At 60.7% G+C, this 24,136-nt stretch carries 26 protein-coding genes; all 26 read right to left on the bottom strand.

The window, feature by feature from the left end:
• Window positions 1-12: 12 nt before the first annotated feature.
• Complete coding sequence (locus AC6CIA_RS13825) at window positions 13-753, bottom strand: flagellar motor protein (RefSeq protein ID WP_339528686.1); 741 nt, start codon at window positions 751-753, stop codon at window positions 13-15.
• Window positions 753-1,880, bottom strand: coding sequence for a protein-glutamate methylesterase/protein-glutamine glutaminase (locus AC6CIA_RS13820; protein WP_498312739.1), 1,128 nt, complete (start codon window positions 1,878-1,880; stop codon window positions 753-755). The genes AC6CIA_RS13825 and AC6CIA_RS13820 overlap by 1 nt, the downstream gene beginning before the upstream one ends.
• Window positions 1,881-1,929: 49 nt before the next feature.
• The gene (locus AC6CIA_RS13815) at window positions 1,930-4,164 is read right to left on the bottom strand and encodes a chemotaxis protein CheA (RefSeq protein WP_498312737.1); all 2,235 of its coding nucleotides are present in this window, start codon (window positions 4,162-4,164) and stop codon (window positions 1,930-1,932) included.
• 11 nt (window positions 4,165-4,175) lie between these two features.
• The gene (locus tag AC6CIA_RS13810; protein ID WP_498312735.1) at window positions 4,176-4,964 is read right to left on the bottom strand and encodes a protein phosphatase CheZ; all 789 of its coding nucleotides are present in this window, start codon (window positions 4,962-4,964) and stop codon (window positions 4,176-4,178) included.
• An 18-nt stretch (window positions 4,965-4,982) separates the two neighbouring features.
• Window positions 4,983-5,357 (bottom strand): chemotaxis response regulator CheY, encoded by a 375-nt coding sequence (locus tag AC6CIA_RS13805; RefSeq protein ID WP_339528682.1) that lies wholly within the window; start codon window positions 5,355-5,357, stop codon window positions 4,983-4,985.
• Window positions 5,358-5,527: 170 nt separating this feature from the next.
• The gene (gene fliA, locus AC6CIA_RS13800) at window positions 5,528-6,268 is read right to left on the bottom strand and encodes an RNA polymerase sigma factor FliA (RefSeq protein ID WP_339528681.1); all 741 of its coding nucleotides are present in this window, start codon (window positions 6,266-6,268) and stop codon (window positions 5,528-5,530) included.
• Window positions 6,265-7,098, bottom strand: a complete 834-nt coding sequence (gene fleN / locus AC6CIA_RS13795) for a flagellar synthesis regulator FleN (protein ID WP_003192912.1) — start codon at window positions 7,096-7,098, stop codon at window positions 6,265-6,267. Before fleN ends, fliA begins: the two co-directional genes overlap by 4 nt.
• Before the next feature lie 106 nt (window positions 7,099-7,204).
• Window positions 7,205-8,521: a flagellar biosynthesis GTPase FlhF gene (gene flhF, locus AC6CIA_RS13790; protein WP_339528680.1), complete on the bottom strand. Its 1,317-nt coding sequence runs from the start codon at window positions 8,519-8,521 to the stop codon at window positions 7,205-7,207.
• Window positions 8,522-8,532: 11 nt separating this feature from the next.
• Window positions 8,533-10,647: a flagellar biosynthesis protein FlhA gene (gene flhA, locus AC6CIA_RS13785; protein ID WP_498312980.1), complete on the bottom strand. Its 2,115-nt coding sequence runs from the start codon at window positions 10,645-10,647 to the stop codon at window positions 8,533-8,535.
• A gap of 316 nt (window positions 10,648-10,963) precedes the next feature.
• Complete coding sequence (locus AC6CIA_RS13780) at window positions 10,964-11,170, bottom strand: cold-shock protein (protein ID WP_498312733.1); 207 nt, start codon at window positions 11,168-11,170, stop codon at window positions 10,964-10,966.
• Window positions 11,171-11,198: 28 nt separating this feature from the next.
• Window positions 11,199-11,405 (bottom strand): cold-shock protein, encoded by a 207-nt coding sequence (locus AC6CIA_RS13775; protein ID WP_498312731.1) that lies wholly within the window; start codon window positions 11,403-11,405, stop codon window positions 11,199-11,201.
• A gap of 365 nt (window positions 11,406-11,770) precedes the next feature.
• Window positions 11,771-12,907, bottom strand: coding sequence for a flagellar biosynthesis protein FlhB (gene flhB / locus AC6CIA_RS13770; protein ID WP_498312729.1), 1,137 nt, complete (start codon window positions 12,905-12,907; stop codon window positions 11,771-11,773).
• Between the two features lie 3 nt (window positions 12,908-12,910).
• Window positions 12,911-13,696: a flagellar biosynthetic protein FliR gene (gene fliR, locus AC6CIA_RS13765; RefSeq protein ID WP_498312727.1), complete on the bottom strand. Its 786-nt coding sequence runs from the start codon at window positions 13,694-13,696 to the stop codon at window positions 12,911-12,913.
• 4 nt (window positions 13,697-13,700) lie between these two features.
• On the bottom strand, window positions 13,701-13,970 hold the full coding sequence (gene fliQ, locus AC6CIA_RS13760; RefSeq protein ID WP_498312725.1) for a flagellar biosynthesis protein FliQ: 270 nt from the start codon (window positions 13,968-13,970) through the stop codon (window positions 13,701-13,703).
• A 3-nt stretch (window positions 13,971-13,973) separates the two neighbouring features.
• Complete coding sequence (fliP, locus tag AC6CIA_RS13755) at window positions 13,974-14,717, bottom strand: flagellar type III secretion system pore protein FliP (RefSeq protein ID WP_084380750.1); 744 nt, start codon at window positions 14,715-14,717, stop codon at window positions 13,974-13,976.
• Window positions 14,717-15,154 (bottom strand): flagellar biosynthetic protein FliO, encoded by a 438-nt coding sequence (fliO, locus tag AC6CIA_RS13750; RefSeq protein WP_498312723.1) that lies wholly within the window; start codon window positions 15,152-15,154, stop codon window positions 14,717-14,719. Before fliO ends, fliP begins: the two co-directional genes overlap by 1 nt.
• A 1-nt stretch (window position 15,155) precedes the next feature.
• Window positions 15,156-15,623, bottom strand: coding sequence for a flagellar motor switch protein FliN (gene fliN / locus AC6CIA_RS13745; RefSeq protein WP_339528673.1), 468 nt, complete (start codon window positions 15,621-15,623; stop codon window positions 15,156-15,158).
• A 40-nt stretch (window positions 15,624-15,663) separates the two neighbouring features.
• Window positions 15,664-16,632, bottom strand: a complete 969-nt coding sequence (gene fliM, locus AC6CIA_RS13740; protein ID WP_498312721.1) for a flagellar motor switch protein FliM — start codon at window positions 16,630-16,632, stop codon at window positions 15,664-15,666.
• 9 nt (window positions 16,633-16,641) lie between these two features.
• Window positions 16,642-17,148 carry a flagellar basal body-associated protein FliL gene (gene fliL / locus AC6CIA_RS13735; protein ID WP_339528671.1) on the bottom strand — a complete coding sequence of 169 codons (507 nt, stop codon included), beginning with the start codon at window positions 17,146-17,148 and terminating at the stop codon, window positions 16,642-16,644.
• Window positions 17,149-17,265: 117 nt separating this feature from the next.
• A complete protein-coding gene (locus AC6CIA_RS13730; RefSeq protein ID WP_498312719.1) occupies window positions 17,266-18,576 on the bottom strand; it encodes a flagellar hook-length control protein FliK in 1,311 nt (436 codons plus the stop codon).
• A gap of 83 nt (window positions 18,577-18,659) precedes the next feature.
• Entirely contained in the window at window positions 18,660-19,007 is a 348-nt protein-coding gene (locus tag AC6CIA_RS13725; protein ID WP_084380738.1) for an Hpt domain-containing protein, read from the bottom strand.
• 30 nt (window positions 19,008-19,037) lie between these two features.
• Window positions 19,038-20,741 (bottom strand): SpoIIE family protein phosphatase, encoded by a 1,704-nt coding sequence (locus AC6CIA_RS13720; protein ID WP_498312978.1) that lies wholly within the window; start codon window positions 20,739-20,741, stop codon window positions 19,038-19,040.
• Between the two features lie 11 nt (window positions 20,742-20,752).
• Window positions 20,753-21,058 (bottom strand): STAS domain-containing protein, encoded by a 306-nt coding sequence (locus tag AC6CIA_RS13715; protein ID WP_339528668.1) that lies wholly within the window; start codon window positions 21,056-21,058, stop codon window positions 20,753-20,755.
• Window positions 21,059-21,567: 509 nt separating this feature from the next.
• Entirely contained in the window at window positions 21,568-22,017 is a 450-nt protein-coding gene (gene fliJ / locus AC6CIA_RS13710) for a flagellar export protein FliJ (RefSeq protein ID WP_339528667.1), read from the bottom strand.
• A 6-nt stretch (window positions 22,018-22,023) separates the two neighbouring features.
• Window positions 22,024-23,382 (bottom strand): flagellar protein export ATPase FliI, encoded by a 1,359-nt coding sequence (gene fliI, locus AC6CIA_RS13705; RefSeq protein WP_498312976.1) that lies wholly within the window; start codon window positions 23,380-23,382, stop codon window positions 22,024-22,026.
• Window positions 23,372-24,136 (bottom strand): flagellar assembly protein FliH, encoded by a 765-nt coding sequence (fliH, locus tag AC6CIA_RS13700; RefSeq protein ID WP_498312717.1) that lies wholly within the window; start codon window positions 24,134-24,136, stop codon window positions 23,372-23,374. The genes fliI and fliH overlap by 11 nt, the downstream gene beginning before the upstream one ends.

The following is a 24,136-nucleotide window of genomic DNA, read 5'->3' as shown; positions in this document are numbered from 1 at the left end:
CAATACCCCCCATCAATCCATGAAGCCCTGGAGCTTCAATTCGATGGAGCGCGGGTTCTCGCCCTCGGCAATCGACAGAATGCCTTCCAGCAGCATTTCACGATAACGCGACTGGCGTTGGGCAATGGACTTGAGCTTGCTGGCGATCGGCAGCAGCAACAGGTTGGCACTGGCCACGCCATAGATGGTGGCGACGAACGCCACGGCAATGCCGCTGCCCAGTTGCGAAGGATCGGCCAGGTTGCCCATCACGTGGATCAAGCCCATGACCGCACCGATGATGCCGATGGTCGGCGCATAGCCGCCCATGCTTTCAAAGACTTTGGCGGCGTTGATATCGCGACTTTCCTGGGTGTAGAAATCCACCTCCAGGATGCTGCGGATGGCTTCCGGCTCGGCGCCGTCAACCAGCAACTGCAGACCTTTGCGCGCATAGCTGTCGGGCTCCGCATCGGCCACGCCTTCGAGGCCGAGCAGGCCTTCCTTGCGCGCTGTGAGGCTCCAGTTGACCACGCGGTCGACGCCACCGGCCAAATCCACGCGGGGCGGAAAAATGATCCACACCAGAATCTGCATCGCGCGCTTGAACGAACTCAAGGGCGCCTGCAACAGCGCCGCGCCCACCGTACCGCCAATCACGATCAACGCCGCCGGACCGTTGGCCAGGGCACCGAGATGCCCTCCTTCGAGGTAGTTGCCGCCGATAATGGCGACAAACGCCAAGGTGATGCCAATCAGGCTCAACACATCCATCAGAGACAAGCCTCCACCAAGTGCTTGCCAATGTCATCCAGGCTGTAGACGGCATCGGCCAGGTCGGCCTTGACGATGGCCATCGGCATGCCGTAGATCACGCAGCTGGCTTCGTCCTGCGCCCAGATCGCGCTGCCGCCCTGCTTGAGCAGGCGCGCACCTTCACGGCCGTCGGCGCCCATGCCGGTGAGCACCACCGCCAGAACTTTGTCACCGTAGGACTTGGCCGCAGAGCCGAAGGTGATATCCACACAAGGCTTGTAGTTCAGGCGCTCGTCACCCGGCAGGATTTTCACCGCACCGCGGCCGTCGACCATCATCTGCTTGCCGCCTGGTGCCAGCAACGCCAGGCCCGGGCGCAGAATGTCACCGTCTTCGGCTTCCTTGACGCTGATGCGACACAGTTTGTCCAGGCGTTCGGCAAAGGCCTTGGTAAACGCAGCGGGCATATGCTGGATCAACACGATCGGCGCCGGGAAGTTGGCCGGCAGCTGGGTTAACACGCGCTGCAAGGCCACAGGGCCACCCGTCGAGGTGCCGATGGCGACCAGCTTGTAGGCTTTGCGCTTGGGCGAAGCCGCACTCGACACGGGCGTGCGTGCCGGCGCCACGGCTGGACGCGGAGCTGGCGCCGAGACAGGCGCCGGGCGTCCGAAAGTACTGGGCGCCGATGGCGTGGTCACGGGTGCCGGTGTCGGTGCTGGCGCGGCGGCCCTGAAACTGCCGCGATTACTGCGCGAGATGCTATGCACCTTCTCGCAGAGCATCTGCTTGACCTTTTCCGGGTTGCGCGAAATGTCTTCGAAATTCTTCGGCAGGAAGTCCACGGCGCCGGCGTCCAGCGCATCGAGGGTGACTCGGGCGCCTTCGTGCGTCAGCGACGAGAACATCAATACCGGGGTTGGACAGCGTTGCATGATGTGCCGAACGGCGGTGATGCCATCCATCATCGGCATCTCGTAGTCCATGGTGATCACGTCCGGCTTCAGCGCCAGCGCCTGATCAATCGCCTCTTTGCCATTGGTGGCCGTACCGACCACCTGGATGTTGGAATCCGCCGAAAGAATTTCCGAGACGCGGCGGCGGAAGAAGCCCGAATCGTCCACCACCAGAACCTTGACTACCATAACCACTCCGTTAGGCAGGGCGAGGGACTGCCGCCCTGCCCCACCAGAATCAAATACGCCGCGCGGCGTAACGCTTGAGCATGCTCGGAACGTCGAGAATCAGCGCGATTCGACCGTCACCGGTAATGGTCGCACCCGACATGCCCGGGGTTCCCTGCAGCATCTTGCCCAAAGGCTTGATCACGACTTCTTCCTGGCCCACCAGTTGATCGACCACAAAGCCGATGCGCTGGGTGCCCACGGAGAGGATCACCACATGGCCTTCACGCTGCTCCTCATGCTTGGCCGAAGCCACCAGCCAGCGCTTGAGGTAGAACAGTGGCAGCGCCTTGTCGCGCACGATGACCACTTCCTGGCCGTCCACCACGTTGGTGCGCGACAGGTCGAGGTGGAAAATCTCGTTGACGTTGACCAGCGGGAAGGCAAACGCCTGATTACCCAGCATTACCATCAGGGTCGGCATGATCGCCAGGGTCAACGGCACCTTGATGACGATCTTCGAGCCCAGGCCCTTGGTCGAGTAGATGTTGATCGAACCGTTAAGCTGGCTGATCTTGGTCTTCACCACGTCCATGCCGACGCCACGTCCAGACACGTCGGAAATCTCGGTCTTGGTCGAGAAGCCCGGCGCAAAGATCAGGTTGTAGCATTCGGTGTCGGTCAGGCGATCGGCGGCATCCTTGTCCATCACGCCGCGCGTGACCGCGATCCCGCGCAGGATATTTGGGTCCATGCCTTTGCCGTCGTCGGTGATGGACAGCAGGATATGGTCGCCTTCCTGTTCGGCCGCCAGGATCACCTTGCCGCCCCGGGACTTGCCCGCGGCCTCACGTTCTTCCGGGGTTTCCACGCCGTGGTCGACGGCGTTGCGCACCAAGTGGACCAGCGGGTCCGCCAGGGCCTCGACCAGGTTTTTATCGAGGTCGGTCTCTTCGCCGACCAACTCCAGGTTGATCTCTTTCTTCAACTGCCGAGCCAGGTCGCGAACCAGGCGCGGGAAGCGGCCGAAGACTTTCTTGATCGGCTGCATCCGCGTTTTCATCACCGCGGTTTGCAGGTCGGCGGTGACCACGTCAAGGTTCGACACCGCCTTGGACATGGCTTCGTCGCCGCTGTTGAGGCCCAGGCGTACCAGGCGGTTACGCACCAGCACCAGTTCGCCAACCATGTTCATGATGTCGTCCAACCGGGCGGTATCAACGCGTACGGTGGTTTCGGCTTCAGTGGCGGGGGCTTTGTCGCCGGCTGGCGCGGGTGCACGGGCCGGAGCGGGAGCAGGAGCCGGGGCCGATTTTGCGGGCGCGGGCGCCGCAGCCTTGGCGGCAGCGGGTGCTGGCGCGGCGACGGCGGCGGTGGCCTTGGCGGCAGCCGGTGCCGAAGCAGCAGCGGCCGGTGGCACTTCGGAAAACTTGCCCTTGCCGTGCAACTCGTCCAGCAGGGATTCGAATTCGTGATCGCTGATCAGGCCATCAGCGGCCGGTGCGGCAGCAGGCGTCGGTGCAGCAGGTGCAGCGGCCGCGGCGACCGCCGGCAAGGCGTCAGCCGCGAATGAGCCTTTGCCATGCAACTGATCGAGCAGCGCCTCGAATTCATCGTCGGTGATGTCGGTGCTGACGGGGGCTGCGGGCTCGACCGGTGCAGGTGGGGCCGCCACCGTTTCAGGGGCAAACTGGCCTTTACCGTGCAACTGATCGAGCAACGACTCGAACTCGGCGTCGGTGATGTCTTCCGTGCTGGGGGGCGCTGCGGGTGCGGCGGCCTGTGGAGCTTCGGCCTCGGCCTTGACGGTATTGAGGGAGTCCAGCAGTTGCTCGAACTCACTGTCAGTGACATCCACTTCGGGTTCGGCAACCGGCTCCGGCGCCGCCTCGACCACCGGCGCCGCAGTCAGGTCGGCGGGTTCCGCCAGGCGCGCCAGAGCGGCCAGCAGTTCCGGCGTCGCGGCAGTGATCGGTGCGCGTTCACGCACTTCATTGAACATGCCGTTGACCGCATCCAGGGCTTCGAGGATCACGTCCATCAATTCCGAGTCGACGTGTCGCTCACCCTTGCGCAGGATGTCGAACACGTTCTCGGCGATGTGGCAGCATTCCACCAGCTCATGCAGCTGGAGGAAGCCGGCGCCCCCTTTTACAGTGTGAAAACCGCGAAAAATTGCATTGAGCAGGTTCGCATCTTCTGGCCGGCTTTCCAGCTCGACCAGTTGTTCGGACAGTTGCTCTAAAATTTCGCCGGCCTCTACAAGGAAATCCTGAAGGATCTCTTCATCGGCGCCGAAGCTCATGGGTGTGCTCCTTAGAAGCCTAAACTGGATAACAGGTCATCTACATCATCCTGACCTGACACAACGTCTTCACGTTTATCGGCATGAATCTGCGGACCTTCACCCTTGGCGAGATGTTTTTTTGGATCTTTTTCCGAGAGGATCGCTTCACGGTCATGTTCGATGCCGGCAAAACGGTCAACCTGACCGGCCATCAACACCAATTTGAGCAAGTTACTTTCCACTTCTGTGACCAATTGGGTCACGCGCTTGATCACCTGGCCGGTGAGGTCCTGGTAATCCTGGGCCAGCAAAATATCGTTGAGGTTGCCGGAGACCGTACGGTTCTCCTGCTCGCTGCGCGACAGAAAGCCGTCGACCCGACGGGCGAGTTCACGAAACTCCTCGGCCCCCACTTCCCGACGCATGAAGCGCCCCCAGTCAGCGCTCAGCGCCTGGGCCTCGCTGGCCATGCCGTTGACCAGGGGCGTGGCGCTTTCCACCAGGTCCATGGTGCGGTTGGCCGCCGCCTCGGTCAGCCTGACCACATAGGACAGGCGCTCGGTGGCATCGGTGATCTGCGAAATCTCTTCGGCCTGGGGCATGCGCGGGTCAATCTGGAAGTTGACGATTGCACTGTGCAGCTCACGGGTGAGCTTGCCCACTTCCTGATACAGGCCGCGGTCGCGGGTCTGATTGAGCTCATGGATCAACTGCACCGCGTCGCCGAACTTGCCTTTTTCCAGGCATTCGACCAACTGGTGAGCGTGTTTTTTCAGGGTCGATTCAAAATCGTCCTGCGATAGTTCGTTATGCTCCATAGCTCCCCCGTGGCGGCATCAACCGTGGATACGTTCGAAGATCTTTTCGATCTTCTCTTTCAAGGCCAATGCTGTGAATGGCTTGACCACGTAACCATTGACCCCGGCCTGGGCGGCTTCGATGATCTGTTCGCGCTTGGCTTCGGCGGTCACCATCAACACCGGGAGGCCACGCAGTTTTTCATCCGCGCGCACATGGCGCAGCAACTCGATACCGGTCATGCCTGGCATGTTCCAGTCGGTTACCAGAAAGTCGATACTGCCGCTGTTGAGAATCGGAATCGCCGTAAGACCGTCGTCCGCCTCGACCGTGTTAGTGAACCCAAGGTCACGCAACAGGTTTTTTATGATCCGCCGCATCGTTGAGAAGTCATCAACGATGAGGATTTTCATGTTCTTGTCCAATTCGACCTCCAAGCAGTCTTAAACGCGTCCAGCACCTGGCCGCGCCATATCATTCAACAGGCATTACACAAAAAGGACTGCAGGGGTCGCACCACGGGCCGCTCCCGCCCAGGCCAAGCGCCCGGACGGTAACGTTCACAGTGTCCCCACACTGCCTGTCAGCGCGCGCGCCACTCTCCCAAACGCCCCCGCAAACGGGCCGCGCATTGGCTGTGCAATTGGCTGACCCGCGATTCGCTGACACCCAGGACCTCACCGATTTCCTTGAGGTTCAGCTCTTCGTCGTAGTACAGCGCCAACACCAGCCGCTCACGCTCCGGCAGATTGGCGATTGCATCCGCCAACGCACTCTGGAAACGCTCATCTTCCAGATCGCGCGACGGTTCGAGATGACCACTCGCGCCGTCCTCGTGCAGCCCTTCATGCTCGCCATCCTGTAACAGGTCGTCGAAACTGAACAAGCGGCTGCCCAAGGTATCGTTCAAAATCCCGTAGTAATCGTCGAGACTCAATTGGAGTTCGGCCGCAACTTCATGATCTTTAGCGTCACGACCGGTTTTTGCTTCAATTGAGCGAATTGCGTCACTCACCATCCGAGTATTGCGGTGTACCGAACGCGGCGCCCAATCCCCCTTACGCACTTCATCGAGCATTGCGCCACGGATGCGAATCCCCGCATACGTCTCGAAACTCGCGCCTTTGCTCGCGTCGTACTTGGTCGACACCTCGAGCAGGCCGATCATGCCCGCCTGGATCAGGTCTTCGACCTGGACGCTGGCGGGCAGGCGTGCCAGCAGGTGATAGGCAATGCGCTTGACCAGAGGCGCATAGCGCTCGATCAACTCGCCCTGACTGTCACGTGCCGAATTCTTGTAAAGGTTGTAGCCGCTTGATGTCATAGCACCGGTCCTGCGCTCGTCTGATGCACCAATCGCTCGACGAAAAACTCCAGATGCCCCCGAGGATTGGCGGGCAGTGGCCAGGTATCGACCTTCTGGGCGATAGCCTTGAACGCCAACGCGCATTTGGAACGAGGGAACGCTTCATAGACTGCACGCTGCTTTTGCACAGCCTTGCGCACACACTCGTCATAGGGCACTGCGCCGACGTATTGTAAGGCGACATCGAGGAAACGATCCGTGACCTTGGTCAACTTGGCGAACAGGTTGCGCCCTTCTTGCGGGCTCTGGGCCATGTTCGCCAAGACCCGGAAACGGTTCATGCCGTAGTCACGGTTGAGCAGCTTGATCAGTGCATAAGCGTCGGTGATCGAGGTCGGCTCGTCGCACACCACCAGCAACACTTCCTGGGCTGCACGCACGAAGCTGACCACCGACTCGCCGATCCCGGCGGCGGTGTCGATCACCAGTACGTCGAGATTGTCGCCGATATCACTGAAGGCCTGGATCAGGCCGGCATGCTGCGCCGGACTCAGATGAACCATGCTCTGGGTGCCCGAGGCGGCCGGTACGATGCGAATCCCGCCAGGCCCCTGCAACAGCACATCGCGCAGCTCACAGCGGCCCTCAATGACATCAGCCAGGGTATGTTTGGGCGTCAGTCCCAGCAGAACGTCGACGTTCGCCAGCCCCAGGTCGGCATCCAGCAGCATGACGCGGCGGCCAAGCTCTGCCAGGGCCAGGGACAAATTCACTGACACGTTAGTCTTGCCGACGCCACCTTTGCCGCCGGTCACCGCGATCACCTGTACGGGATGCATGCTGCCCATGTGCTTTCTTTACCTTGTCTTGCTTAGACGCAGGCTACATAAGGTGGTCGCGCTAACCGCTTGCTGACCATCGATGTAGGTACATTTCACTATGTTCATATAGCCCTCAGCCGACCCGTTTGGCCGGACTGTGGTAGAGGTCAGCGAACATGTCGGCCATCGCTTCCTCGCTCGGTTCTTCCTGCATTTGCACGCTGACGGCCCGGCTGACCAACTGATGGCGGCGCGGCAGATGCAAATCATCTGGAATCCGCGGCCCGTCGGTCAGGTAGGCGACCGGCAATGCATGACTGATGGCCAGGCTCAACACTTCGCCAAGACTAGCTGTTTCATCGAGTTTAGTCAGAATGCAGCCCGCCAGCCCACAACGTTTGTAGCTGTGGTAGGCAGCAGTCAGAACCTGTTTTTGGCTGGTGGTTGCAAGGACCAGGTAATTTCTTGACTTGATTCCGCGCCCGGCCAGGCTTTCCAGCTGCATGCGCAAGGCCGGATCGCTGGCTTGCAGGCCGGCCGTATCGATCAACACGACGCGCTTGCGCAGCAGCGGATCAAGTGCGTTGGCCAGCGATTGGCCCGGATCGACATGGGTCACGGGCACATTGAGGATGCGTCCCAGGGTCTTGAGCTGCTCCTGGGCGCCAATCCGATAGCTGTCCATGCTCACCAGCGCGATGTTGTGCGCGCCGTACTTGAGCACATAACGCGCTGCCAGTTTGGCCAGCGTGGTGGTCTTGCCCATGCCGGCAGGACCCACCATGGCAATCACGCCACCCTCTTCCAGGGGTTCGATTTCCGGAGTGACGATCATCCGCGCCAGATGCGCCAGGAGCATGCGCCAGGCCTGGCGAGGCTCTTCAATGCCGGTGGTGAGTTCCAGCAGGTCGCGGGACAACGGGCCGGACAGGCCAATGCGTTGCAGGCGACGCCAGAGGTTGGCTTGTTGCGGCTTGCTGCCCTGCAACTGGTTCCAGGCCAGGGAGCCCAACTGGACTTCCAGCAGCTCGCGCAGGCCATTGAGCTCAAAGCGCATCGAGTCGAAAACCCGCTGGTCGACCGCGGCTGCCGGCGCTGGCGCCGCAGGACGTGGCGGCTCGACAAAAGTCGGTTCCACCAACGGCTCGGCCGCGGTCAGTGGCAAACCGGCGAACAATTGGCGATTGGTGGTCGCATCGCTGTCGCCGCGCATGCTCAACTCGGCCTGGGCCGAGACAATACGCGAGGCCGTCTTGCGCAGCTCGTCTTCCAGCTCCATGTTCGGCACACGCGGCGTCAGCGCCGAGGGTGTGTAATCCAGGGCAGCCGTCAGCTCGACACCGCCGGCAATACGCCGGTTACCGATAATCGCAGCATCGGCGCCCAGCTCATCACGAACCAGTTTCATGGCCTGACGCATATCGGCGGCGAAAAAACGCTTCACTTGCATAACCCACTACCTCAGCCGTTGGGCCCTACTGTCGCGACGATAGTCACTTGCTTATTGTCAGGAATTTCCTGGTAAGCCAAAACGTGCAAATTCGGTACTGCCAGACGTCCAAACCGCGACAACATCGCCCGAACCGGGCCGGCCACCAGCAAAATCACCGGTTGGCCCTGCATTTCCTGGCGCTGCGCGGCGTCAATTAACGAACGCTGCAGTTTTTCAGCCATGCTTGGCTCCAGCAGAACGCCCTCTTCCTGGCCTTGTCCTGCCTTCTGAATACTATTGAGCAATATTTGTTCCAACCTTGGTTCCAAGGTGATCACAGGCAGCTCGGAGTCAAGCCCTACAATGCTTTGGACGATGGCACGCGACAATCCGACGCGCACCGCGGCCACCAGAGCGGCGGTATCTTGACTCTTGGCGGCGTTGTTGGCGATAGCTTCGGCAATGCTGCGAATGTCCCTTACCGGCACCTGCTCGGCCAGCAACGCTTGCAGCACTTTGAGCAACTGCGACAACGACAACACGCCCGGCACCAGCTCTTCGGCGAGTTTTGGCGAAGCCTTGGCCAGCAATTGCATGAGTTGCTGGACTTCTTCGTGACCAATCAGCTCGTGGGAGTGTTTGTAGAGAATCTGGTTGAGGTGAGTCGCGACCACCGTACTGGCGTCCACCACGGTGTAACCCAACGACTGCGCCTGGCTGCGCTGGCTGACTTCGATCCACACCGCCTCCAGGCCAAAAGCCGGATCTTTGGCGGTAATGCCACTGAGGCTGCCAAACACCTGGCCGGGGTTGATCGCCAGCTCGCGGTCCGGATAGATCTCCGCTTCCGCCAGGGTCACGCCCATCAAGGTCAGGCGGTACGCGCTGGGAGCCAGGTCAAGGTTGTCGCGAATGTGTACGGTGGGCATCAGAAAGCCCAGGTCCTGGGACAGCTTCTTGCGCACACCCTTGATCCGCGCCAGCAATTGGCCGCCCTGGTTACGGTCTACCAGGGGAATCAGGCGATAGCCCACTTCCAGGCCGATCATGTCGATCGGAGTGACATCATCCCAGCCAAGCTCCTTGGTTTCCTGGGCACGGGCCGGCGACGGCAGCAATTCCTGCTGGCGCTCCACTTCCTGCAAGGCCTGGACCTTGACCGCGTTCTGCTTTTTCCAGAACAGATACGCACCGCCCGCCGCCAACGCCGCCATGGTCAGGAACGACACGTGGGGCATGCCCGGCACAATGCCCATGATCGCCATGATGCCGGCGGCCACGGCCAGGGCCTTGGGCGAGGAAAACATCTGACGGTTGATCTGCTTGCCCATGTCCTCGGAGCCGGACGCACGGGTCACCATGATCGCCGCGGCGGTGGACAACAGCAGTGATGGCAATTGCGCCACCAAACCGTCACCGATGGTCAGCAAGGCGTACACCTTGCCCGCGTCGCCGAAAGTCATGCCGTGCTGGAAGATACCGACCGCAATACCGCCAATCAGGTTGATAAACAGAATCAGCAGGCCGGCAATCGCATCGCCGCGCACGAATTTGCTGGCACCGTCCATGGAACCGTAGAACTCGGCCTCCTGGGCCACTTCGGTCCGACGTGCCTTGGCTTGGTTCTGGTCGATCAGCCCGGCGTTGAGGTCGGCGTCGATCGCCATTTGCTTGCCGGGCATCGCGTCAAGGGTGAAACGCGCGCTCACCTCGGAAATACGCCCGGCGCCCTTGGTGACCACCACGAAGTTGATGATCATCAGGATCGCGAACACCACGACACCAACCACGTAGTTACCGCCGATCACCACCTCGCCAAACGCCTGGATCACCTTACCCGCCGCGGCGTGACCGTCCTGGCCGTTGAGCATCACCACCCGCGTGGACGCCACGTTAAGGGCCAGGCGCAACAGCGTGGCAACCAGCAAGATGGTCGGGAACACCGCAAAATCCAGAGGCCGCAGGGCGTAGACACACACCAGCAGCACCACGATGGACAGGGCAATGTTGAAGGTAAAAAACACGTCCAGCAGAAACGGCGGAATCGGCAACATCATCATTGCCAGCATGACCAACAGCAACAGCGGCACGCCCAGATTGCCTCGCGAGAGGTCAGCCACGGAGCCACGGGCAGTGCTGAGCATTTGAGAACGATCCACCGGTATTCCTCGTTTCCTTGAAGCAAACTTTTGACGCCGTATGGCGACCTGGAGGCGCTATTGCAAGAAGCCGTCCAACTTTGCTTGGGGATTTCGGAAACGTTGTGCGGGGCCGGGAAAGGGCCTTGGCAGGGTGCCCTCCGGCCTATGACCAATGTGCAGATGGCGCATTCAGCGTCAGGCAATCAATCAAATTTTCACAGTTGATGGATGATCGGATGCTGGTGAATGTGGAATAGCCGATGGGATCCCATCACAAGCCAGGCATCCGAAGATCGCTCGCTCCAATGCGCCGAATCAATCACGGGACAGGCCGAACCTGATCTGCCTGGGGGCCTTTGGCCCCTTGGACAACCACATACTGCACCCTTTGATTCTCATCAAGTGATTTGAAACCTTCGACTTGAATACTCGAGAAGTGAACAAACACATCAGCGCCTCCGTCGTCTGGCGTAATGAACCCAATGCCTTTTTCCGCGTGGAACCACTTGACCGTACCCGTTTCCATTGTCGCTCTCCTTCACCTGAAGACCTGCTCAGGCTTCATTGATCGATTTGACGCCTGACGCATAAATGCCATCAGGTCGATGGATCATTTGAAATCGCACTTCCAGGTCGACTGAAAGCCGGATCCCCTGCGAGCCGTGGAGATCGACCCGCACCTCCTTTGCCTCTTCATCCAGCGCAATCAAGCCAACGCCGGTGGTCTGGTCATACGATTTGACCCGGCCTCTGAACAGCATACTGAGCCCCCTCCTTGCTTCGCGCTGCGCAGCGCGTGAGGTAATAGAACCGCGAGAACGTGTGGCTGGCTACTGTCAAAGTTGACAGGTAGCGCGGACTTCAAGAGCCAAGGCAGACAGGCAAAGCTGTCACTTTCTATGGGTAGGCGGCGTTGCGAGGGCGAGACCTTGGTAAAAAGCGGGCTTTCTGTGGCGAGGGGGCTTGTCCCCCGTTGGGCTGCGCAGCAGCCCCAAAAAAGCCTCCGCGGTCCTTCAGTCCAAACTGGGGGTAACAGGTTTGGGGGCTGCTGCGCAGCCCAACGGGGGACAAGCCCCCTCGCCACAACAAGCCCCCCCCTCGCCACAACACGCCCCCTCGCCACAGGTCAGTCGTCGCGGCGCAGGTCGGGCGGGATGGGCAGGTCTTTGAGCGGGTCGGGGCGTTTGCCTTTGCCGGCGCGGTATTGGCGGATCTGATAGACGTAGGCCAGGACCTGGGCCACGGCCAGGTAAAGTCCGGCGGGAATCTCCTGGTCGAGCTCGGTGGAGTAGAAGATCGAGCGCGCCAGCGCCGGCGATTCCAGTAGCAGGATGTCGTGGGCCTGGGCGATTTCGCGGATTTTCAATGCCGTAAAGTCGCTGCCCTTGGCCAGCAGCATCGGTGCCCCGCCCTTCTCCGGATCGTACTTGAGCGCCACCGCATAGTGGGTCGGGTTGGTGATGATCACGTCGGCGTCCGGGACCGAAGCCATCATCTTGCGTTGGGACATTTCGCGCTGCAATTGACGAATGCGCTGTTTGACCTCGGGCCGACCTTCCTGGTCCTTGTGTTCGTCACGCACTTCCTGCTTGGTCATCAGCAGTTTCTTGTGGCTTTCCCAGAGCTGAATCGGGGCATCCACCGCCGCGATCAGGATCAGCCCGCAAGCCATCCACAACGCGCTCCACCCCACCAATTGCACACTGTGGATGATCGCCGACTCCAGAGGCTCGTGGGCGATGCGCTGCAAATCGTCAATGTCGGCGCGCAACACCGCCAATGCCACGAACAAAATGATGAAGAACTTTGCCAGAGCTTTAAGCAGCTCCACCAAGGCCTTGGTGGAAAACATCCGCTTGATCCCTGCCCCAGGGTTCATTCGGCTGAATTTAGGCGCCATGCTACCGGCGGCGAACAACCAGCCGCCAAGGGAGATCGGTCCGATCAACGCGGCCAGAAGCAAGGTGATCAGTACCGGTTGCGAGGCCAGGATGGCGATTTTTCCTGAATGCAGCAGGTAAATCCCCATGGCGCGCGGATCCAGCAACACTTCCCGTGGCAGGGAGAAGTTATGCTTCATCAGCTCCATCAGGTCATGCGCCAGGCCGCCGCCATAAATCAGCAGGCCACCGGCGCCGGCCAGCATCACAGCCAGGGTGTTGAGTTCTTTGGATCGGGCAATCTCGCCCTTTTCCCTGGAGTCCTTTTTACGTTTCTCCGTGGGGTCTTCTGTTTTGTCCTGACCACTCTCGCTCTCGGCCATGGCTCAGCGCGCCCGTGCCAGATCACGTAAAAACTGCAAGGCATCACTGGCCAGCGGTTGATACTGATTGAGAATGTCGGCCAGGCCGATCCAGAAAATCCCCATGCCCAATACCAGGGTCAAGGGGAAACCAATGGCGAAGATGTTCAGTTGCGGAGCCGCGCGGGTCATCACGCCAAAGGCAATGTTGACCACCAGCAACGCGGTAATCGCCGGCAGTACCAGCAACAATGAGGCTCCCAGCACCCATGAAAGCCGGCCGACCAGTTCCCAGAACTGATTGACCACCAACCCCTCGCCCACCGGCAAGGTGGTGAAGCTCTCGATGAGCACTTCAAACGCCACCAAATGGCCGTTCATTGCCAAAAACAACAGCGTCACCAACATGGTCAGGAACTGCCCGATCACCGCCACCGACACGCCGTTGGTGGGGTCGACCATGGAGGCAAAGCCCATGCCCATCTGGATCGAGACGATTTGCCCGGCGATCACAAACGCCTGGAAAAACAGGGTCAGCGAGAACCCCATCAAGGCGCCGATGAGGATTTGCTCGGCGATCAGCAGCAGCGCACTGAGGTCCAGCGCGTTGACCGCCGGCATCGCTGGCAAGGCCGGCACAATGACCACGGTAATCGCCACCGCGAAATACAGACGAACCCGCTGCGGCACCAGTGTTGTACCGAATACCGGCATGGTCATCAGCAGCGCGGCCACGCGAAACAGCGGCAGGATGAACGAAGCCACCCACGTGCTGATCTGGGTGTCGGTCAACGCCAGCAAGGGCTGCATCAGGTCAGCCGATCAACTGCGGAATACTGCCGTACAACTGCAGGATGTATTCCATGAAGCTTTGCACCAGCCAGGGACCCGCGACAATCAGGGTGACCAGCATCACCAGCAAACGCGGGAGAAAGCTCAGGGTCTGTTCGTTGATCTGGGTCGCGGCCTGGAACATTGCCACCACCAAGCCCACCAGCAGGCTGGGCACCACCAGCACAGCCACCATCACCGTGGTCAGCCACAGGGCTTCGCGAAACAGGTCGACTGCGACTTCTGGCGTCATACGTTAAACCCCACCGAAACTGCCCGCGAGCGTGCCGATAATCAGCGCCCAACCATCCACCAGTACAAACAGCATGATCTTGAACGGCAGAGAGATGATCAGCGGCGACAGCATCATCATCCCCATCGCCATCAGCACACTGGCCACCACCAGGTCGATGATCAGGAACGGAATGAAGATCATGAAGCCGATCTGGAACGCCGTCTTCAATTCAGAGGTGACGAACGCAGGGACCAGGATAGTCAGTGGCGCTTGATCCGGCGAGGCGATATCGGTGCGCTTGGACAGCCGCACAAACAGTTCAAGATCGCTGGAACGGGTCTGCGACAGCATGAAGTCCTTGATCGGCCCTTGCGCCCTGTCCACCGCATCCTGAGCCGAAAGCGTCTCCGCCAGGTAGGGTTGCAGCGCTTGCTGATTCACCTTGTCGAACACCGGGGCCATGATGAACAGCGTCAGGAACAGCGCCATGCCGGTGAGGATCTGGTTCGACGGCGTCTGCTGCAGGCCCAGGGCCTGACGCAGGATCGAGAAGACAATGATGATGCGAGTGAAACTGGTCATCAGCATGACGAACGCCGGGATAAAACTCAGCGCGGTCATGATCAGCAGGATCTGCAGGCTGACCGAATATTCCTGCGCCCCGTCGGCATTGGTGCCCAGGGTAATGGCGGGGACCGACAGCGGATCGGCGCCCAAGGCCAGTGGCGTGACCAGCAACAGCATGAGCGCCAATAAAACGCGCATTACTTCTTATCCTTCTGGTCCTTGCCCATCAACTCCATCAGACGCTGGGCGAACTCTGGCGTAGGGGTTTGAGTCTGGGTGACTTCCACAGGCTGCTTGAGCACGTGCAACGGGGTGATGCGACCGGGAGTGAGGCCGAGCAGGATCTGTTCTTCACCCACTTGCACCAGCACCAGCCGATCACGCGGCCCGAGGGCGCGCGAACCGATCAGCTCGATGACCTGGGCATTGCCCGGACCGATGCGTTGCATCCGCCGCAGTAGCCAGGCCAGGGCAAAAATCAGCCCCACCACCAGCAGCAAGCCCAGGACCAATTGGGTCAACTGCCCGGCCATGCCACTGCTGGCCGCCGGTGCGGCGGCGGCAGGCGCCAGCGTTTCAGCCGCCAGCGCGCCCAATGGCAACGCCGCCAACACTCCCACCACCTGGCGCCACATATCAGCGCAGCTTCTTGATGCGTTCGCTGGGGCTGATCACGTCAGTCAGGCGAATACCGAACTTTTCGTTGACCACCACCACTTCGCCATGGGCGATCAGCGTTCCGTTGACCAGCACATCCAGCGGCTCGCCGGCCAGGCGATCGAGTTCGATGACCGAGCCCTGGTTGAGCTGCAACAGGTTGCGGATATTGATCTCGGTACTGCCCACTTCCATGGAAATCGACACCGGGATGTCGAGGATCACGTCCAGGTTCGGCCCGTCCAGCGACACCGGTTCGTTGTTCTTCGGCACGCTGCCGAACTCTTCCATCGGCAGGCGCTTGCCCGCTGGCGCAGTAGCGGCGTCAGCCGCGAGCAAGGCGTCGATATCGTCCTGGCTGGCATCGCCGGTTTCTTCCAGGGCAGCCGCCCATTCGTCAGCCAGAGCCTGGTCTTCGGCGGAAGTGTTTTCGTGTTCGGTAGCCATTACATGTCCTCGGCGAAGCAAACAATCATGAATTAGGGGATCAGCGACGGTTGATCGGTTCGATCACTTGCAACGCCAGGTTGCCTTTGTGGGAACCGAGCTTGACCTTGAACGACGGCACGCCGCTGGCGCGCATGATCAACTCTTCTGGCAGCTCGATGGGAATCACGTCTCCCGGCTGCATGTGCAAGATGTCACGCAGGCGCAATTGGCGGCGCGCCACGGTGGCGTTCAATGGCACATCAACGTCCAGCAAATCTTCGCGCAGGGCCTTGACCCAGCGCTCGTCCTGGTCGTCCAGGTCGGACTGGAAGCCGGCGTCGAGCATCTCCCGCACGGGCTCGATCATCGAGTACGGCATGGTCACATGCAGGTCGCCGCCACCGCCATCGAGTTCGATGTGGAACGTGGAGACAACAATGGCTTCACTGGGGCCGACGATGTTGGCCATGGCGGGGTTCACTTCCGAGTTGATGTACTCGAAATTGACTTCCATGATCGCCTGCCAGGCTTCCTTCAAGTCGATAAAAGCCTGTTCCAGCACCATACGCACCACTCGCAGCTCGGTGGGCGTGAACTCACGGCCTTCGATCTTGGCGTGTCGACCGTCACCGCCGAAGAAGTTGTCCACCAGCTTGAACACCAGCTTGGCATCGAGGATGAACAATGCGGTGCCACGCAACGGCTTGATTTTCACCAGGTTGAGACTGGTAGGCACGTACAGCGAGTGCACGTACTCACCGAATTTCATCACCTGCACGCCGCCCACCGCCACATCCGCCGAGCGGCGCAGCATGTTGAACATACTGATGCGGGTGTAACGGGCGAAACGCTCGTTGATCATCTCCAGGGTCGGCATGCGTCCACGGACGATGCGATCCTGGCTGGTCAGGTCATAACTTTTGACGGTGCCGGGCTCGGCATTCATTTCGGTCTGTACCAGACCGTCGTCGACGCCATGCAACAGCGCATCGATTTCATCCTGGGACAGCAGGTCTTGCACGGCCATGTCGTGATCCTACTGCAATACGAAATTAGTGAAGAGCAATTGCTCGATCACGACTTTGCCGACTTCCTTCTGGGCCACTTCCTGCACACTGGCAGTGGCTTTCTGGCGCAGCATTTCCTGGCCCACCGGAGTAGCCAGGCTGTCGAAGCTTTGCGCGGAGAACAACATCACCAGGTTGTTGCGGATCACCGGCATATGCACCTTGAGGGCGTCCAGGTCCGCCTGGTTACGCGCCATCAGGGTAATGCTCACCTGCAAGTAGCGCTGACGTCCGTTCTGGTTGAAGTTGGCGACAAAGGCCGGGAGCAGTTGCTCGAAGATTGCCGGTTGCTTGACGTCACTGGCTGCTTGCGGCGCGGCCTCTGGCGTGCTCTGGGCACCGTGCATGAAGTACCAGGTGGCGCCTACCGACACGCCGATAGCCAGCAACAAGGCCAGGACAATCAGCAGGATAAGCTTGAGCTTGCCTTTGCCTGCGGGTGCTGTTGCTGTTGCTGCGTCGTCACTCTTCGCCATGCCAATAATCCGTCACTATTCGGGGTTTCATAGATCCACGGGAAGGCACGAGCAAGTGTTATGCCAGAGTTGTCTGGAGAAATAGGTTTGCACCCAGGGTGAGGGCGGCCCTCACTGTCAGGCGTAGTAGTCCACGGCGCTGGATCCAATCACACTGCTGACAATCGGCGCAACGGTTTCCGGCGCATCGCCTGCAATGCCTGCGTCCACGCCGTCAGCGCGCCCACCGCCGGCGCCCACGCCACGGGCCTGATGCTGTTGTTGCTCCTGGCCCTGGCCCTGCCAGCCACGGGACTGATCGGAGACGTTGACGTCCACCTGGCCCATGCCCTGCTGGGCGAACATTTCCCGCAAGCGACCCGACTGGCTTTCCAGTGCTTCACGCACCACGGCATGGCCGCTCATGAAGCTCACTTGGGCCTGCTGGTCCGCGGTCATGTTCACGCGAATATCCAGACGCCCCAATTCGGCCGGCTGCAGCTGAATCTCGGCGGACTTCAAATTGGCGCTGGAGAGGTACATGACCCGATTCACCACTTCCTCGGTCCAGCCGCTCTGATGCATGGCCAATGGCTGCTGGTTGATGGGCAAGGCATTGGCAGTCTTGGGTGTCGCGGCCTGGGTCAGCGCCGCCAGGCGATTGGCGAAATCGTCGACGCGAGTATCGCTGCTGGCGTTTTTCAGATCCTTGAGACCGTCATCGATCAGGCCGCTGAAGGCATTGTCGCCACCTTGATCAGTGCTGTCCTTGGCGGCCTGCTGGTCAACCATGGCCGCGAGACCGTTGGTGAAACTCTGCGCAGCCGTGGGTTCAGCCTGCGTCGGCAACGGCGCCGGGGCGTTTTTTTGCGCAGCCTGGCTGGCGGCGGACACATGCCCGCCCTGCTCCATGGCCAGGCGCACCGCCGGCAATGCATCCAGCGGATCGGCTTCGGGATCGAATGGCTTGACCTCCTCGGCGACAACCGGCGCTGCAGTGACTGCGACAGGCTTGGCCACTTCCTCCACGGCCTGGGCAGGCGTGACCGCGGCGACCAAGGCAGGATCAACCGCCGGATCGGCCGGCGATTGCTGCACCAACGTCGTATCGCTGGCGCTGTCATCCTCTTTGCTTGAGACCGCATCGTTCTTGTCCGCCGGCTTGGCAGGCAAGGTCTTGCCGCTATCGGCAACCGCGGGGGTGGCAGCGGCAGGCTTGTCGCTGTCCACATCCTTCCTGGCGCTGGGGTCGGCCAATTTGTCGCGGCTCGGCTTGGGCGTCATGTCGGTGGATTTGGCGGGCGCGACCTGCGCTTCCTTGGCGAATACCTGGGCGAAGCCTGGCGCTTTAGTCCGCGTGTTCACGGCCATTGCCGGAGCAGTGGCGGACGAAGCCTGAGGCTTGGCCGCGGGGGCAGCCTGAAGGAGCGAGTTTGGGGCGAGAGGCATAAGTCAGGTCTCCGCTGCGCAGGGTCGAGGACGCAGTGGGAAGAGATAGAGCAAGAGTCGGGCCAGCTTTCCAAACAGACCGATCAAATCGAAAACCGTTGCCGCTCCGATTCATACAGCGGTTTCACCAAGGCAAACTCATGATCAATCTGATCCACCAGTTCCCCAAGATCCGCGACCGCGGGTTTCGCCGACTCGGCCTCCAGGCGTTGACACAACTGTGCCAGGTGCACCGCACCGAGGTTGCCACTGCTGCCTTTGAAGCTATGGGCAATGCGGCCCAGGGCCTTGGCATCATCACGCGCCTTGCGCAGGGCTTCGACACGCTTTTGCGAATCATCCAGGAAGGTATCGAGCAACTTGGAGTACTCGTCTTCCATCACTTCCTGCAAACCCGATAACACCTCAGGGTCCAGATGAACTTCAGTCACTTGCTCTCTCCTTGATCAAGAATCGACGGATTATGCCTGAACCACCCAGGAAAACTCCACGCAGACACTGCGTCCACCGTCCGACCAGCGTACATCGCCGGCCAATTGCCGGACCAGGTTCAAGCCGCGCCCAGACAGACGGTCGACCTCCAAGGGCTGCGCCAGGACCTGTGCCACATCAAAGCCCTGGCCGCTGTTTTCGATTCGCAGGGTCAGGCAACCGCCGGCCACGGTCGGCACTACATCCATATGCACGCGGATATAACCACGCTTCAATTGCATCAAGCGCTCATTGCGCTGGCGGTAATAACTGGCAAACCCCTGGGCATCGCGCTTCAGTCGCGAGTCCAAACCCAGCACACCATGTTCCAGGGCATTGCTGTACAGCTCGGCCATCACGGTGTACAGCGCCCCGCTCTGCCCGCGCAGACCGTGGATCTCCAGCAACAATTGCAGCATATGCGGCAATGGGTTGTGGCGCTTGAGCGTCTCGGCACGGAACTCGAAGCTGACCGACCAATCCAGTGGGCACGACTGGCCGCTGTCGGTATACAAGATGCCGGGTGAGCACGCGGGCGGGTCAGGCCGCAGGCTGATTTCGACCATGCTCACATCGTCACGCACTTCGCCGCGGAACCCGGCGAGCGCATGCTCTATTTCTTCAAACAAGCGCTCAGGCTCGCGATTGGCGGCGAATACCTGCCGCAGCCGCTCGACACCGAACAACCGATCATCACTGTCCGCCGTATCCAGCACGCCATCGGACAGCAGGAACACGCGGTCGCCCACGCCCATCGGCCAGACTTCGGTACGTTCATCGAACGCCTCGGCCGGCAGCACTCCCAAGGGCAAATGCCGTGACACCAACGGCGTGTACTTGCCCGTGGCCACTTCCTGTATGTAGCCATCCGGCATGCCGCCATTCCACACTTCGACCACGCGGCGCTGGGTACTCAGGCACAGCAATGTGGCGCAACAGAACATATCCACCGGCAGGATGCGTTTGAGCTTGGCGTTCATTTCCCGCAGGGTTTGCGCCAGGCCATATCCCTTGGCAGTCATGCCATAGAACACTTCGGCCAGCGGCATGGCGCCCACCGCCGCCGGCAACCCATGCCCGGTGAAATCCCCCAGCAGCAGGTGCATGTCTCCCGACGGGGTGTAAGCGGCCAGCAGCAGGTCGCCATTGAACAAGGCGTAGGGCGATTGCAGATAGCGAATGTTGCGCGCGTCGTTGAGACAACCGGAATGGGCGACCTTGTCGAACACCGCCTTGGCCACCCGCTGCTCATGGAGCAGGTATTCATGGTGCCGGGCGATCAGATCGCGCTGCTGCAAGACCGTGGCGTGCAAACGCCGCAAGCGGTCCATGGCGTTGATCTTCGCGGCCAGGATCACTTGGTTGTAGGGCTTGGCCAGGAAATCGTCGCCACCCGCGTCCAGGCAGCGGGCCAGCGCTTCACTCTCGCGCAGCGAGGTGAGGAAGATGATCGGCACCAGCGCCTCCCCCGCCAGGTGTTTGATCTGCCGGGCAGCCTCGAAGCCGTCCATCACGGGCATCAGGGCGTCCATCAACACCAACTGCGGGCGTTCGCGCACGAACATCGCCACCGCCTCCTGGCCGTTTGCCGCAGTCAGCACGCGATGGCCCTGGCGATGAACGATGGTTGACAGCAAAAGACGGTCGGCGGCACTGTCTTCGGCGATCAGCACAGTCAACGCATCGGCGGCCATGTGCAGGGCGCTCAAGGAATGTCGAACAGTTTGTCGAAATTGGAGATGGCGAGGATCTTGCGTACGTCGGCGCTGCAGTTGACCACGCGGATATCAGCGGCATCGCCTCCGGCGTAGTCGCGCAGCAACAACAGCATGCCGAGGGCGGAGCTGTCGAGGTAGGTGGCCTCTTTCAAGTCCACCACGTAGGTGTCGGGAACCTGGTAAAACCGCTCATAGGCTTCGCGAAACAGCTGGTGACTGCCGAAATCAAAGCGGCCCTTCACGGCGATCGTCAACTTTTTCCCATCCAGGGATACTTCCGATTCGACTGACATACGACTGCTTCCTTGTCGGGGGTATGTGCAAAAAGGTTTAGCAGGTGATCGGGATGTGGGCAAATGATACGCACACCCTAGCCCTCTTCCCAAAGAGGCGAGGGGACTGACCGAAGTGTGCTGAGAAAATTTGCGACTTGGAAAACCGTTGCGATTGCGCATTCAACGTCGATCTTTCACGTCGAAAAATATCTGAAATATCCCCTCGCCCCTTTGGGCATGGGTATCTACACAATTTTGCCTCAACACTAAAATCAAAGCAGATAGGGCTGTTGTGGCGAGCGGGCTTGTCCCGCGTTGGGCTGCGAGCAGCCCCATTAAGCCGAATGCGATGTATCAGGTACTCCGTAGCGGCTGATTTTGGGGCTGCTTCGCAGCCCAACGCGGGACAGGCCCGCTCGCCACAAGGAAATTCGTCAGTTTCTGAAAGTTGTGTAGATACCCATGCCCAAAGGGACGAGGGGTGGCTCGCAAAATCTCCTACCTGGCCCCAGCCCAACCGCCCCGAATCAGTCCGAATCCTGACGTGGCAATCGCTGGGACAACTCGTCCAGCAGCTTTTGCTCACGCTTGTCTTCCAGCGCCCGCGCCTCGTCACGGTATCGCTGCACCAACTTGCGCAAGCCTTCGACCCGTGCGTAAGCCTGTTGCCAGCCTTCGCGAGCCTTGTCGAGATTATTCTGGTGCCAGGCCAGACTCTGGCGCTGCTGACCCACGGCGGTTTCCAGTTGATTGAGGAAGTGCTGGTAATTCATCAGCCACTGCCCGGAAACGCCCTGGCTGCCGCGCGCAATCCACTGTTGCTGGTATTCGCCGCGAAAGCGCTCCAGGTCCCCCAGCTTGCTTTCGGCCAAGCGCACTTGACCCTGAAAGTGCCCGAGACGCTGGGCGGCGGTGCGTTCGGCGCTTTCGGCCATTTCCACCACGGGCGCCAGGCGGGCGGCGCGACTGGTTGCCATGTCGGGTTAACCGCCAGGCGCGGGCGCGAACACCGACGCCAGGTGTCCTTCGCTTTCGGCCAGGCTGATGTTGTCGTTCAGGCCCTGGCGCAGGTACGTCACCAGTTGCGGTTGCAAGGCAATCGCCAGGTCGGTCTCGCGATCGCCACCGGCTACATAAGCGCCAACGCTGATCAGGTCACGGCTCTGCTGATAACGCGACCACAACTGTTTGAACTGCTGGGCGCGAGTCATGTGCTCGGGGCTGACCACCGACGGCATGACCCGGCTGATGGACGCTTCGATGTCGATAGCCGGGTAATGCCCTTCCTCGGCCAGACGCCGCGACAGCACGATGTGCCCGTCGAGTACGCCTCGGGCCGAGTCGGCAATCGGGTCCTGCTGGTCATCGCCTTCGGACAATACGGTGTAGAACGCCGTGATCGAGCCGCCACCGGCTTCGGCATTACCGGCGCGTTCCACCAGTTTCGGCAGTTTGGCGAACACCGAGGGCGGATACCCCTTGGTCGCGGGCGGTTCGCCGATGGCCAGGGCAATTTCCCGCTGGGCCTGGGCGAAACGTGTGAGGGAGTCCATCAACAACAGGACATTCTTGCCCTTGTCGCGAAAATACTCGGCGATCCGCGTGCAATACATCGCCGCGCGCAGACGCATCAGCGGCGCATCGTCCGCTGGGGATGCGACCACCACGGAACGCTTGAGGCCTTCTTCGCCGAGGATGTGTTCGATGAACTCCTTGACCTCGCGGCCGCGCTCCCCGATCAACCCGACCACAATGATGTCGGCCTCGGTAAAACGCGTCATCATGCCCAGCAGCACACTCTTGCCCACGCCGGTACCGGCGAACAGGCCCAGGCGCTGGCCGCGTCCGACCGTCAATAAACCGTTGATACAACGAATGCCCACGTCCAGCGGCTGGCTGATCGGGTTGCGTTTGAGCGGGTTGATGGTCGGGCCGTCCATCGGCACCCAGTCTTCGGCTTTCATCCCGCCCTTACCGTCGAGCGCGCGGCCGGCGCCATCCAGTACGCGGCCGAGCATGCTCATGCCCATGGGCAAGCGGCCGGTGTCGGCCAGCGGTACGACACGCGCGCCGGGGGCGATGCCGGCAAGGCTGCCGACGGGCATCAGGAAAATCTTGCTGCCGGAGAAGCCCATGACTTCCGCTTCGACCTGCACCGGGTGATAGCTGTCATCGTTGATCACCAGGCAGCGGCTGCCCATGGCGGCGCGCAGGCCTTCGGCTTCGAGGGTCAGGCCGACCATGCGCAGCAGCCGGCCTTCAAGAATCGGCTGGCCGGGCAACTCGGTGGCTTCGATGTAACCGCCCAGGCGCTTGGCGAAGCTGGTGCGATCAAGGCGCATCAGGCGCGTCCAGGTCAACGCTGACATCCGGCGCCGCCGGGTGCAGCACCTGCTCGTGCAACTGGTCGAAGAGCTTGGCCATGATCTGCGTGATACGGGTCTCGACCGTGGCATCGATACGGCTGTGCTCGGTCTCGACCCGACAACCGCCGGGCTGCAATGCCGCGTCCTCGACGATGCGCCAGGTTTCCTCATGGCGTTCGCGCAAGGCCTTGACCTGCTCGAAATCCTGCGGATTGATGTACAAGCGCACATTGCCAACGCCCAAGGGCAGCAATTTCAGGGCTTCGCGCATTACACTTTCGATGTGGGTCGAATCCAGCACCAATTCACGCTGGATCACTTGGCGGGTGATGTGTTCCACCAGGCCAACCATGGCTTTTTCCAACTGCGCGTCCTGTTCGGCAATCGGTGCGAACAGGTGGCCCATCAGCCGCTCCAGGCTGTTCAGGCGGATATTCAGGGCGGCCTCGGCCTCCTGGCGAACCTTGAGGGTGGTGCTGTGGAAGCCCTCCTTTTCACCGATGGCAAACCCCTCGTTGTAAGCTTCCTGACGGATGCTTTCCAGCTCTTCCAGGGTCAGCGGCTGGACTTCATCCAGCGGTATTTCTTCCATTTCGACGGGAGGTTCTTCTACAGGTTCCGGCTCGGGTTCGGGCTGGTACGGGTCGAAGCTGGGCAGCGACCAGACGTCGAACCCGCCGACGTCCCGGGCGCGAATCAGATCGCTGGGCGTCTCATCATTGGTCGACAT

The sequence above is a fragment of the Pseudomonas sp. GQ91 genome (genome assembly GCF_059758795.1).
This window is presented reverse-complemented; position numbering and strand designations above follow the sequence as displayed.